This window comes from Bacillota bacterium (genome assembly GCA_040754315.1).
In the GTDB taxonomy this organism is placed as follows: domain Bacteria; phylum Bacillota; class Sulfobacillia; order DUSP01; family JBFMCS01; genus JBFMCS01.
This window is the reverse complement of the sequence record JBFMCS010000051.1, coordinates 58,697-70,922: the sequence shown is the minus strand read 5'-3', so window position 1 is coordinate 70,922 and position 12,226 is coordinate 58,697. Positions and strand designations below refer to the sequence as shown.

Sequence of the window (12,226 nt, the reverse complement as noted above, 5' to 3'; positions counted from 1 at the left end):
GACACATGACTCAAAGCGGAGAGATTACCGCCGGACCCGGTAACCCCTCCATAACTTGCTGGGACAAAAGCTGTTCAAGCGATGCCAGACATTGGTGAGGATCTATACCTTAGCCGGTTCTGTTTCGCGCAGTGCCTTCAGGATCTTCTCGGGAGTGGCCGGCAGATCCCTTATTCTCACACCCACCGCATCGTAAATGGCGTTGATGATGGCCGGTGCCGTCGGTAGCAGCGACGGTTCGCCGATCCCTTTAGCGCCGAAGGGGCCTGTTGGTTCCGGTCTCTCGATGATGGCCACCCGAATTTCCGGCATATCGAGCGAGGTGGGCAGAATGTAGTCGGTAAACTGGGGGTTCTTCACTACCCCGTTCTCCAGCACCATCTCTTCAAACAAACCGTACCCGATCCCCATAGAAATACCGCCCTCGACCTGCCCCTCAACCAGCATCGGGTTGATCGCCCTGCCGCAGTCGTGGGCCGCGGCGATTCTCAGCACTTCGACGACGCCTGTTTCCGTGTCCACTTCCACCTCCGCGATCTGGGTGGCAAACACGTATGCCCCGTACGGTTTCCCGTGACCCGTTTCGGGATCAAGAAAAGTGGTGATCGGATTAAAGCTGCCGGAGCCGATGGGAGGCCTCCCCTTACCCATCTGCGCGTAGCGGGCAACCTCCGAGATCTCAAGGAACCGTTCGGGCAGTCCCTTGATGTAGATCCTGCCGTCCGCGGCGCAGAGGCCGTCAGGGCTTACCCCCAGCTTTTCGGCCGCCACCTCAAGAAGGATCCGCTTCGCTTCGTAAGCCGCGCACTTCACCGCATTTCCAACAATATAGGTGACCCTGCTTGCTACAGACCCCAGGTCAAATGGGGTCTTTTCCGTGTCTCCCGTGACCATAGTGATATGCTCGTAGCGTATACCTAGCTCTTCTGCGGCTATCTGAGCGAGCACCGTGGTGGAGCCCTGTCCCATGTCTGTCGCGCCTGTGAAGACCACCGCTGTTCCGTCCTGGTTCACTTTGACAAAAGCAGAACCCGGGTTCGGGTAGGAGGTGAACCCGATGGGATAAAACATGCAGGCGATACCTTTCCCGCGTTTTTTCACTCCCACTCGACCTCCGTTTTCCAGCCAAGAAGCTCTACGGCTTTTCTGACTGTCTCCTTGAGGGTGACGACTTCAAGCACCTGTCCCGTAGGCAGGGACGAGTTGTCTGTCAGGAGATTTTTGTATCTGAACTCGAGCGGATCCATGCCGATTACCGTGGCGATGTTATCCATATGACATTCATAGGCGAACCCGACCTGGGGTACGCCGAAGCCCCTCATCGCCCCTCCTATGGAGTTGTTCGTGTACACCAGGTAGCCATCGATCCGCACGTGAGGTATGGAGTAAGGGCCAGCGGCGTGTATCGAGGCCTTGCTCAGGGTAGATTCGCCCCAGGATACGTAAGCACCCGAGTCACTCACGATCTCCACCTGGCGCGCCATGATCTTTCCGTCCTTTGTCACTCCCGACCTGTACTTAACGATGTACGGGTGGCGTACCGTCGTACCGCAGAACTCCTCTTCCCGGGAGAGCACCATCTTTACGGGTCTTTTTGTCTTCGCGGCCAACAGGCATACGTAAGGCTCTATGGTTATCTCGTTCTTGCCGCCAAAGCCCCCGCCTATCGCCGGTGTGATGACCCTGATCTTGTTCATGGCATACTGCAGGATCCTGCTTAAGTCAGAGGCGATGAGGAAGGGCCTCTGTACTGCACTCCTGATCACGTAGGTTCCATCGATGGTCATCTCTGCCAACGCCACGTGCGGTTCAATATGGCAGTGCTCCACTACCTGGGTCCGCATGACGTCTTCTACGATCTCGGAGGACGCGCGCCACCCCTCTGTCACGTCGCCGGACCTGATCCTGATATGTGAAACGACATTGCTGTCTCCGTGCACTTTCGGCGAGTCCGGCTTCATCGCCTCTATAGGGTCAAAGACGGGAGGCAGAGCCAGGTAGTCTACTTCAATCAGGTCGAGCGCCTCCGTCGCCGCGTCCCAGGATTCACCGGCCACGACAGCAACGACATCCCCACGGTAGCACACCTTGTCATCTGCGAGCACCGGCTGGTCAAGATGGGTGAAGCCGTAGCGGTTGTTGGGGACGTCCTCTGCCGTGATAACCGCTTTCACGCCCGCCATCTTCATGGCGCGCGACGTGTCCACCCTCAGGATCTTCGCGTGAGGGTGACGGCTTCTGAGCGCCCTGGCATAGAGCATGCCGGGTCTTTCGTAATCATCCCCATACAGTGCCCTCCCGGTCACCTGCAGCAGAGCGTCATGTCTTGGCCTGCTTACTCCTATAGAAGAGCCTCTCATCGTCCGCTCCCCTCCCCTCCGGACGTCGCTCGGGCAGCGGATAGGACCGCCTTTACGATCTTCTTGTAGCCCGTACACCTGCAGATGTTGCCCGCCAGTCCGTTACGGATATCCGTTTCGTTAGGAGCAGGGTTTTCGTCAAGCAGGGCCTTTGCCGAAAGCAGCATCCCGGGCGCGCAGAAACCGCACTGCACAGCGCCGTTTTCAATGAAGGCCTTCTGCAGGATGTGGAGAGAATCGGGCGTACCCAGCCCCTCGATTGTGGTGATCTGCCTGCCCTCACAGCGGATGGCCAGCACTAGGCATGAGTTTACAGGTTTGCCGTCCATGAGAACGGTACAGGCTCCGCACTCTCCTGTGCCGCAGCCCTTTTTCGTCCCCGTAAGGTGGAGTGAATCCCTGAGTACATCTACCAGGAGGACCGAGGGCTTAATCTCGATGCTATGCTCGTTGCCATTAACCACCACCCTGACAACCTGTGTCACGTCTGACCACTCCTTAAGGCACGTTCCCGCGCATGCATGAGAGCACGCCTGACCAGGACCTTACAGAGCTCCCTGCGATACCCGGCAGACCCTCGGATATCGCTGATGGGTGAGGCCTCACCTGATGCGACCTCGCAAGCTTCTCTCACCAGTTCTTCCGACCATGCCTGTCCTGCAAGCACCGACTCAGCCTTCTGTGCGCGGATGGGAGTAGGCGCCACAGCTCCAAGAGATATGGCGGCATCACGTACACTGCCGCCATCCTCGGCCAGGCATACGCTGGCGGCTGCGTTAACTATGGCCAGCGTCAGCGCTTTCCGCCTGCCTATCTTGAAGAAGGCGGCGCCTGAGCGATGCGGCGGGAGCGGTATATCGATCCAGGCCAGAACCTCAGCGGGGGCGAGCACGGTGCGTCTTGGCCCCTGGAAGAATTCTGCTACGGGTACGACCCGCTGCTGTCTCAAGCTGACCAGCGTGAGTCTTGCCTTCAGCACATAAAGCGCGGGTGCCGAGTCACAGGAGGGTACAGCCGAACTCAAGTTTCCCCCTATTGTCGCCAGGTTCTTCGTCTGTACCGCCCCTATCGCCTGGGCAGCTTCTTGGAGTGCGGGGAACAGTTCACGGATAGTGCTGTCACGGGCCAGCTTATTAAACGTACATGTGGCACCGACTCTGAACGACGTGTCAGTCCTGGTTATCACATCAAGGCCCAGTCCCTGAATATCCACAAGGCAAGACGGTATTTGGGTCCGGGCCCTCATAGACGGAATCAGATCGGTACCGCCCGCGATGACCCGCGCCCCCGGGCCGTGTTTCTCAAGCGCTTTCAGGGCATCCGAAAGACCTGACGGCCTGATATATGGGGTTTTGGGTAGCATGGCTCACACAAGCCCCCTTCCGAAAAACCCTGACTTCTCGTCCATGAGGTGCGGATGACCCACAGCGCTTTTTCGAAGAAAACGCCAGGGTTTTCTCTCCTGACGAGGCCGGATCAATGACCGGCAGCACTAAGATACTCCTCAGCCATTATCCTGAATTCGGACGCAGTGACAAGCCCGTGCTTTTCATAGGCCAGTTTCTTCACTTTCTGTACCAGTTCTTGCACCTGCTCCTCGCTGGCGGAAAGACCAAGCCGGGAGAGCCAGACAATAATGGAATCGGCACCACTGTTCTTCCCGAGTACAACTTCCGGCGCCTGGTGTCCCACCAGATCCCAGTGGATGGGGCACAGCTCGAGCGGCTGGTCATGCCCGCAGTTTTTATACCAGCCCGCGATGATGCCTGATTCGATCTTGTATATCATATCGCCCACTATCGCCCTGTTCTGCCTGAGCGAAAGCCCGGACATCTCCCGGACCATCCTGGACAGCTCGTACATCTTCTCGCACTTTAGACCGAGATCTACCCCGTACATGGTGAGGAGCGTCAGAGCCACGTCTTCGTAGGCGGCGTTCCCTGCCCTTTCGCCGATCGCTGTGATAGTCGTATGAGCGACTTCGGCACCCGCAGCAAGTGCGAGCACGGTGTTTGCGGAGCCCATACCGAAATCATCGTGGAAATGCACCTCCACGGGTTTATCGATCCGCTCCTTTACCTTCCTGATCAGGTATGGCACCGCGCTCGGTGAGAGCCCGCCGAACGTGTCCACCACTGCCAGCGCGTCCATATGGCCTTCGGTCGCCACTTTCGCCAGCAGATCAAGGCACCAGCTCATCTCGGCACGGCTTGCGTCTATCGGGAAGAATACAGTGTAAAGACCCTCTTCTTTCGCATATAACGTGGCTTTGACGGACAGGTCGATCGCTTTATTGAGAGACCAGCCGTACGCATACTCGATGATATGCTCACTTGAGGGGATCTCCACTACTACCCCCGTCACGCCGCAGTCTACCGCCCTCTTAATGTCGTCAACCATACACCTGCCGAACGCGAAGATCTCAGGGCCAAGATTCCTTTTCACGATCTCCTTTATAGCCCTTTCGTCCTCTGAAGAAACCGCGGGCATACCGGCTTCTATCCTGTGTACGCCTACTTCAGCCAATTGTTCCGCGATCCGGATCTTCTCATCTGCGGAAAAGATCAGTCCCGCCTGCTGTTCACCGTCTCTTAAGGAGACATCGTGCAACTTGATCTTTTCGGCAAACGACAGATGGGATCTCACCTCTTCAGCGTAGTTCCAGGGGCTCACAAACCATTTGCCTGTCTTCCAAGGGGTCTTGATCATGCTCCTGCCTCCCTTAATCTCCTGTTGGGGCTGAAGATCAGTTCTTTGTTCACCAGGTACTTCGGGCTCTTGCCTGTCAGCACGCGCACGGACTCGTCGATTACCTTTCTTCTCAGCTCCTGTACTGCTTCTTCCGAGTAAAAGGCGCTGTGCGGGGTGATGATCACGTTGTCCAGGGTAAACAGGGGGTTACCGTCGTCGCATGACTCCCGCTCCAGCACGTCAAGGACCGCTCCTGCCAGCCTACCTGTCACCAGGGCTTCATAGAGCGCGCTTTCATCCACCAGCTGCCCGCGCGACGTGTTGATCAAGAACGCACCTGGCTTCACTAGGCCCAGGGTGTGTCTCCCTATGAGTCCCCTGGTATCGGGCGTGAGAGGGACGTGAAGCGAGATGTAGTCCGACTGTCTCAGCAGTTCTTCAAGTGGCACCTTGAACGCCCCGAACTCCTCTATCGTTGAGGCGCCGACGAACGGGTCCGAGACCACCAACCTAAGACCGAGCGGCCGCACCTTCTCCGCCAGCGCCCTTGCGATCTGTCCAAACCCCACAAGGCCCAGCGTAGACCCTCGTAAGCGGTGTATGGGACGGTGCTCCTCAAAAGACCAGTTGCCGCGCTTGACAGTGTCATTAAGGAAAGCGAGCTTTCGCGCAAGACACAAGATGGCAGCCAGCGCCTGGTCTGACACCTCGTCGATACAGTAGTCCGGCACATTGGTCACGGCGATCCCGCACCGTGTCGCCGCGGCCAGGTCGATGTTGTTAACACCTATCCCAGTCTTTGAGATCAGCAGGCATTTTTCCATGTTCTCGATTACGGTGCCCGTTATCTGGGCATAGCACGTGATGACCGCATCCGCGTCCCGGCAGAGGGGACCAAGCATGCGTGTTCGGTTAAGCGCAGAAAGTCCCAGGCTATGCCAGGTATTCCACAGAATGCCTGGGAATTGGTAACCAGAGGGATTTGGGTAGCGGTATAGAATCTCTTCCCTAAAGTGGGGAGGAGGGACTTTAAGACATGCCAGATGTGAGCAATCCCTCAGTGATCGAAGAGATGCTTACTGAGATGTTCAGCCCTGAGTGGCTACGGGAGACAGCGTCTCGGGTGGGGCTGGTCAAGCGCAACCGGAAGGTGGATCCGGTTGCGTTGTTCTGGGTTCTGATACTGGGCTTTGGGGTTGGCGTGCAGCGTACCTTGGCTTCTTTGCGGAGATCGTACGAAACCGCGTCAGCGAAGTCCATCGTGCCATCGGCTTTCTACGACCGTTTTTCCCCGCAGTTGGTAGTGTTCTTAAGGGAATGCCTGACGCATGGCATGGCCCAACTGGCCAAGAACTCGAGTTTGACGCTGTGCGCTAGATTGCGGGAATTCAAGGACCTGGTGGTAGCTGACGGCACATTGATCAGTCTTCACAAGAACCTGGCACGGCAGTTTCCGGGTTCCCGCAGCGAGGCGCAGTTGAAGATCCACAGTGTCATCAGCGTGACCGCCAACGGGCCTAAGAGCGTCACCTTCCATGCGGGTAACACCGCAGAGGTCAAGACCATACGAATAGGTCCATGGGTCAAGGACACTATCGTGCTATTTGACCTGGGCTACTTCAAGTACCAGTTATTCAGCCGGATCACGCGTAACGGCGGCCATTTCATAAGCCGGCTGAAAAAGACCGCCAACCCCACCATTGTTTCTGTGCTGCGGCAACACCGCGGGAGGAGCATTGACGTATCTGGCAAGAGCCTCAAGGAGATACTGCCCCAGTTGAAGCGGCAAGTTGTGGATGTACTGGTGGAAGTCTCTTTCAAGCGCCGCTGCTACAACGGCGTCGCCTCCCCTGCCACGGAGACCTACCGTCTGGTGGGGCTGCTCAACAAGGATACTGGGGAATACCACCTGTACCTCACCAGCATTTCCCCGGAGCAATTGAGCGCGGAAGATGTGGCCTTGCTGTATGGCGCCAGGTGGGCCATCGAACTGGTGTTCAAAGAACTCAAGCGTGTCTACCAGCTGGACGTGCTGAACAGCGCAAAAAGCGAGGTGGTGGAGGCCCTGGTACTGGTGGCCATGCTCACCCTGGTGGTAAGTCGCCGGATACTGAACTTCCTACGCCAGGTCGCTCCCGACAAAGCCTTTCGCCTCACAAATGGGCGGTGGGCGGAGATGTTTCACTTCACCTCCGGCCGCCTGATGGAAAATACCCTCAGGTCCTCAGGCATCACAGAAGACCCATTCTTACTCATGTTGTTCTACCTATTTGAAGCTCCAGATCCCCACGTCAATCGTAAACGATTGATGGACCCTTGGGTAGAAATACCATCTTTTCCAGAAGGATAGGGCGCCGGGATGGCAATAAATGGTTAACCGATCACGAATGGGGACCAAGCGCACTCTCAGATGTGCTTGGAGCCAGAACCAGCTCCACTCCGATTTCAGATAACTCCTGTCTTTCATAATCCAGTGAAGGATACACGTGATCCGTAATAACCACTTTCAAACCCGGGCGCACCTCCTTCTTTCCGATCACTGATTAAGTCGCCTTAAGGCCGTAGTCGTCTATGCCATAAAGTCTTCTTCAAACGGGCACCTGGTGAAAAGCTCCACTCCGCTTTCTGTGACCACCAGGTTTTCCTCAAGCCGTACTGTCTGCTCAAGCTGTGGATGTCCCGCGAAGGTCTCGATGGCAAACGTCATGTTCTGTTTGATCTCCGCCGGGTAGTTCAACGAGTACGCCCGGGATATCCACATGCCCTCATACAGCGTCAACCCTATGCTGTGCGCGAACTGCTGGAGGCTTACGCTCCCGTACTTGTCGTCTGCGTACACCGGGAACCGGCTCGCCACGTCCGCCGTCGTTGCCCCCGGCTTTATCTCTTCAATCGCCGCATACAGTGAATCAAAGCACTCTTTGTACAGGTCCTTTTCCTTCTGCGTGGGCTTGCCCTTCACTTTAAAGCACCTGACGAAGTCCACAAAGTACCCGCCCGGCCCTATCGCGTTGATGTCTATGATCATAAGGTCCCCCTGCCTGATCACCTTGTCAGTGTGCCAGCGCCGGTACGGGCTCGTGTTCCCTCCCGAGGCCACTATGATGTCGTACACGAAGTCAAACCCGTTTGCATACAGGTACTCGTTCACCTTCGCGCAGATGTGTGATTCGGTCACTCCGGGCTTTGCCCACTCGTTAATCGCCATCCACATCGCCGCGTCCCCGTACGCACTGGATATCTTCAGACACTCGATCTCATCACGCGTCTTGATCACGCGCGCCTCTGACATGGCGGGCCAGGCGTTGACTATGTTTACGCCAAGTCCGGTAAGTTCCTGGTACCCCCGCAGGTCCATCATGTCGATGCCGATCCTCTCGTTCTGGACGCCATGCTCCTTTAACACCTCGTAAACACTGTGGGCCATCCGCTTGGCCATATACTCTTCCGCCTGCTCCGCCCATTTCCAGGTGATCGCCGGACGTATCCTGTCCCCCATCCACGGTGCATCGATCTTTGCGCATTCCATGTCGGACCCGACTGTCTCAAAGAGAACAGGCTCTCCTCCCCGGGGCAACACCGCGTAGCGGATGAAGATGTTGTTCTTCCAGTTGCCCTGCCACACCCCGCTGACGTAGCGTATGTTCTCGCCCACGAACAGGATGAGCCCGCCCAGGTCATGCTTGTCCATCATCTCTTTGGCCCGGATCAGCCGCTCTTCCCTCAGCCGGTAGAAGTTCACACGTTTGGCGTCCACGACCGCCCCACCACCCCCCTCCACCGGCGGGGGCGGGAAAAGCACCCCGTGACATCGCGGCTACACGCCCAGGGAAGGGCGGTCCACCCTCTACCATCACCGGCCAGCTAGGCCGCCGGCCCCGGCCTTAGTCCGGGGGAGGTGCCGGGGAATCCGCTGCCATGCGGCCACGCCGCGGTCGGCGTGGATACTCGCCTCGCGCCGCGCCGAATCACAACCACGGCATAGAGCTGCAATGCGGCCACGCCTGCTGTGGGCGTGGATAGAGCCGTTAACTGTGCGCTGCTGGACAGACGACCGACTGCGCTTTAATGCGGCCCTGCCGGTGACGCCGGGGGTAGGTGGTGCGGGCGTCAGCGGTACCCTGCCGACCGCAGGGCATCGTCCACCAAGCGGCTGACGGGAATGCCCGTCTCCGCCGCCCGGGTACGCAGAGCCGATACTAGATCTGCGTCCAGGGTCCAGTTGACCCGGTCCCGGCCACTTCCGGGCTCGGGGGCGGGCCCGAATTCCGCTGCGTAGGCCTCGGGGACGAGGTGGGCCTCCGCCCCACTCGCGGCCTCGTAGTCAGAGCGGGGGAGAATATGCTCGCCCCCCACCCGGCGCCCGCCGCGCCTGTGGGCCCACATGGTGTTGGGCCCGCCCCGGTAGTGCACGAAATATTCGTGCCGGGGTGATCGGTACAGCGTCTCTTCGACGTAGTCGTCGGTACCTTCTAGGTGGCCGTTGTCCTATCGGCCCACCCGCCTGGCCGTCTGGGTGTTGTAAACCCGTCCCGCCGGCCGGCGCGGCAGACCCCTGCAAACGTCGGCCCAAAACTTGCTCGACCGGCTGAAGCAGCACCGCCCCGCAGTGCTCGCTTTCCTGTACGACTTCCGGGTGCTCTTCGACCACAACCTGGCGGAGCGCGACCTGCGCATGGTCAAGGTGCAGCAGAAGCTCTCCGGTACCTTCCGCAGCTTCGCCGGTGCACAGGCCTGCTGCCGCATCCGCGGCTACCTCTCGACCGTGCGCAAGCGGGGTCACTCGGTCCTGGCGGTGCTCGCAGCCGGGTTCCGGGGCCAGCCGTTCCTGCAACCCCGCGCCCCCTGAGCTGGCCATTGTCTCCCAGCCGGGGGCGAATGCCGGAAGTCTCCCCAGGCATCGCGCCAGGGGCTACCTCCCCACGGGCGGTCGCCAAACACTGGACCCGTCGCTCACTCCATCCCGGAAATGAGAAAATCTGCGCATCCACACTTCGGGAAGGAGGAATTCCGGGGGGTATGAAGAAATGAAAAACGTAATGTTGGTTCTTGCCAGGACGGGCTGAACAGTTACGACACAAGGCAGCACTATTCTCGGTTCAGCGCGGCTAACCAGCGGCTCGAGCGGATGCCGTGGAGCTGGGTTTCGATGACTTGCCAGCGCCGCTCAGCCGCAGACCGTTAGACCCCGCATGGATGAGCCCCCGAGAAATGGTGCACCGCAAGGGCGCGCACCCATTTGCGGGTGAGCGGACGCCAAGGTGGTGTTAGTCGGAGGGAACGGTGAACGCGGTGGAGAGATTCGGCGTGCAGGTAGCCAGCGTTCGATACGAGGATCTGCATAAGATCTACCGTCTCGCCAACGAGCGGACGCTGAAAACGCACCGCTACTGTTGCCTTGGGCCGGGTGACGACGTCGTTGTGGTGAGTGCGAACGAGGCCCGTGCGAAGTGCCGCAATGGGCGTGCGCAGATTCTTCCGGTCTACGCTGTCGAGGACTCCCTGTCGATCGGCACGCGCCGTGTCCCCCTTAGAGTGAAGGAAGTCGAGACCCAGGACGAGCTCGCCGGCTACCACCGGCTCGAGGAGTGCCACTACCGCGGGAAGGCGCTCCACGGACGGCACGTGCCGCTAATCGTTCGTTCCGATGATCCCATGCTGCCCTGCGTGTTAGGGTACATCGAACTCTCCACCACCTTCATCATGAATCGTCCGAGGGCCGCGCTCCTCGACGCTGAGTTTCATGATCGCAATGGGAGCATCTCTTGGACGACGTGGAGGAAAGTCGCCGTACGCGAGTACACCAACCTCGTTGTTCGCATCGCGAGAACCGTTGTCTCCCCCGAATTCAGAGGACTCGGTCTCGCACGCATCCTCGTCAAACACGCGGCTCGCTTCGCGCGGCAACACTGGCATGTTGGCAAGCTCAAGCCCCTCTTCCTCGAGATCACCGCAGATATGCTTCGGTACGTGCCGTTCGTTGAGTCTCCCGGGATGCACTACATCGGCGACACCGAGGGCAATCTCACCCGCGTGAACGAGGACATGGACTACATCCTGAGGAACTACTCTCGCGTCAAGAAGGGTGAGATTCTGAAAGAGGAGAGCGCTGGGATCGTCGACCTGCAGGTCTCCTACGCCACATGCCTCAAGCAAATCGAGAGTGAGCAGGGCGTTCCCCGCGAGCGTCTGCTCCGTCTCCTTTTGCGGTCTCCGCAACGCCTCTCTGACGAGAACTGGGCGCTGCTTCATCGTATATTCCGTCTGCCTAAACCGACATTCTTCATGGGGCTGACACCTGCGGCAGAGTGTTTTGTGCACCGGAGAATCCGCGAACTTGGACTTCCCGGGCGCTACCCGGCGCAACGGCCACCGGAACGTTCTCCGGCTCTTTCGCGGCCGATCGAAGTTAGGCAGTGCACGCTCGCGATTTCTTCGCCCCTGGTACGAACTCAGGCGACGAGGAAGATCCAACAGGCCTTCGGCGTCAGTCGCGACATGCTGACGACCACACTGTTCGCGGGTCTCAACTTCACGATTCGGCTCGGGGACATCGTGCTCATCTGCGGTCCTTCGGGTGCCGGGAAAACAACGCTTCTTTCGCTCCTCGCGAAGAAGCTCGTTGATCCCTCCACAAGTCCGCAGGGATTGACCGGCTCCGTCGAGGTTCCCCGTACGCTCACGGTCAGCACGCTTGGCCCGCTGCCAAGCTCACGTCCCCTTATCAATTCACTGGGGCAGCGGTCATTCGAGAACTCATTGTTCGCGTTGAACGTCTCCGGTCTGGCAGAGGCTCATCTTTACGTGAAGCGTTTCCGCGAGCTAAGTAACGGTCAGCGATACCGCGCCATGGTGGCCAAACTCATCGCCTCGCAGGCGGAGGTTTGGGTCGCGGATGAATTCTGCGGCACCCTAGACCCAATAACGGCGAACATCGTCTCGAGGAATCTGCGGCGGTGCGCGAAGAATCTTGGAGTTACCGCCATTCTCGCGGCCGCAAACTGGTCCGAGTTCATACACGAGCTGCGGCCGGATACGATCGTCCACTTGCGCACACCGTGGGACCATCGTGTCTTCTCGTGGACCGAATTCCAGCAGGCAGTTTCTCGCTCCCATGCCCTCGGGGGATACGATATAGGGCGGTCCGGTCCCAAGGGAGACACGGAGATGTGAGC

10 protein-coding genes and 1 pseudogene are annotated in these 12,226 nt (G+C 58.7%); 3 read left to right on the top strand and 8 right to left on the bottom strand.

Annotated features, from left to right (window positions below; genetic code table 11):
* Positions 1-102: 102 nt before the first annotated feature.
* The 6 genes from AB1576_11015 to AB1576_10990 all read right to left on the bottom strand — a co-directional run bounded on the left by AB1576_11015 (position 103) and on the right by AB1576_10990 (position 5,953).
* On the bottom strand, positions 103-1,101 hold the full coding sequence (locus AB1576_11015) for a molybdopterin cofactor-binding domain-containing protein (GenBank protein MEW6082280.1): 999 nt from the start codon (positions 1,099-1,101) through the stop codon (positions 103-105).
* Positions 1,098-2,360, bottom strand: a complete 1,263-nt coding sequence (locus AB1576_11010) for a molybdopterin cofactor-binding domain-containing protein (protein MEW6082279.1) — start codon at positions 2,358-2,360, stop codon at positions 1,098-1,100. Before AB1576_11010 ends, AB1576_11015 begins: the two co-directional genes overlap by 4 nt.
* The gene (locus AB1576_11005) at positions 2,357-2,845 is read right to left on the bottom strand and encodes a (2Fe-2S)-binding protein (protein MEW6082278.1); all 489 of its coding nucleotides are present in this window, start codon (positions 2,843-2,845) and stop codon (positions 2,357-2,359) included. The genes AB1576_11010 and AB1576_11005 overlap by 4 nt, the downstream gene beginning before the upstream one ends.
* Positions 2,842-3,723, bottom strand: a complete 882-nt coding sequence (locus AB1576_11000) for a xanthine dehydrogenase family protein subunit M (GenBank protein MEW6082277.1) — start codon at positions 3,721-3,723, stop codon at positions 2,842-2,844. Before AB1576_11000 ends, AB1576_11005 begins: the two co-directional genes overlap by 4 nt.
* Positions 3,724-3,836: 113 nt before the next feature.
* Positions 3,837-5,069: a pyruvate carboxyltransferase gene (locus tag AB1576_10995; GenBank protein MEW6082276.1), complete on the bottom strand. Its 1,233-nt coding sequence runs from the start codon at positions 5,067-5,069 to the stop codon at positions 3,837-3,839.
* A complete protein-coding gene (locus AB1576_10990; GenBank protein MEW6082275.1) occupies positions 5,066-5,953 on the bottom strand; it encodes a C-terminal binding protein in 888 nt (295 codons plus the stop codon). The genes AB1576_10995 and AB1576_10990 overlap by 4 nt, the downstream gene beginning before the upstream one ends.
* 134 nt (positions 5,954-6,087) lie before the next feature.
* Here AB1576_10990 and AB1576_10985 point away from each other — a divergent pair, with 134 nt between their 5' ends.
* Complete coding sequence (locus tag AB1576_10985) at positions 6,088-7,401, top strand: IS4 family transposase (protein ID MEW6082274.1); 1,314 nt, start codon at positions 6,088-6,090, stop codon at positions 7,399-7,401.
* A 219-nt stretch (positions 7,402-7,620) separates the two neighbouring features.
* Here AB1576_10985 and AB1576_10980 read toward each other — a convergent pair whose 3' ends face one another.
* Both AB1576_10980 and AB1576_10975 read right to left on the bottom strand, forming a co-directional pair.
* Positions 7,621-8,808: a Xaa-Pro peptidase family protein gene (locus AB1576_10980; GenBank protein MEW6082273.1), complete on the bottom strand. Its 1,188-nt coding sequence runs from the start codon at positions 8,806-8,808 to the stop codon at positions 7,621-7,623.
* Positions 8,809-9,161: 353 nt separating this feature from the next.
* Positions 9,162-9,464, bottom strand: a complete 303-nt coding sequence (locus tag AB1576_10975) for a ribbon-helix-helix domain-containing protein (protein MEW6082272.1) — start codon at positions 9,462-9,464, stop codon at positions 9,162-9,164.
* Between the two features lie 124 nt (positions 9,465-9,588).
* Here AB1576_10975 and AB1576_10970 point away from each other — a divergent pair.
* A pseudogene (locus AB1576_10970) lies at positions 9,589-9,843 on the top strand (transposase).
* Positions 9,844-10,334: 491 nt separating this feature from the next.
* Positions 10,335-12,224: a GNAT family N-acetyltransferase gene (locus AB1576_10965; GenBank protein MEW6082271.1), complete on the top strand. Its 1,890-nt coding sequence runs from the start codon at positions 10,335-10,337 to the stop codon at positions 12,222-12,224.
* The last annotated feature ends 2 nt before the right edge of the window (positions 12,225-12,226 follow it).

What these genes read in the sequence shown, in the direction of transcription:
- AB1576_11010 (MEW6082279.1), bottom strand. Translation starts at nt 2,360, where the DNA reads ATGAGAGGCTCTTCTATAGGAGTAAGCAGGCCAAGACATGACGCTCTG.
- AB1576_11000 (MEW6082277.1), bottom strand. Translation starts at nt 3,723, where the DNA reads ATGCTACCCAAAACCCCATATATCAGGCCGTCAGGTCTTTCGGATGCC.
- AB1576_10995 (MEW6082276.1), bottom strand. Translation starts at nt 5,069, where the DNA reads ATGATCAAGACCCCTTGGAAGACAGGCAAATGGTTTGTGAGCCCCTGG.
- AB1576_10990 (MEW6082275.1), bottom strand. Translation starts at nt 5,953, where the DNA reads ATGCTTGGTCCCCTCTGCCGGGACGCGGATGCGGTCATCACGTGCTAT.
- AB1576_10985 (MEW6082274.1), top strand. Translation starts at nt 6,088, where the DNA reads ATGCCAGATGTGAGCAATCCCTCAGTGATCGAAGAGATGCTTACTGAG.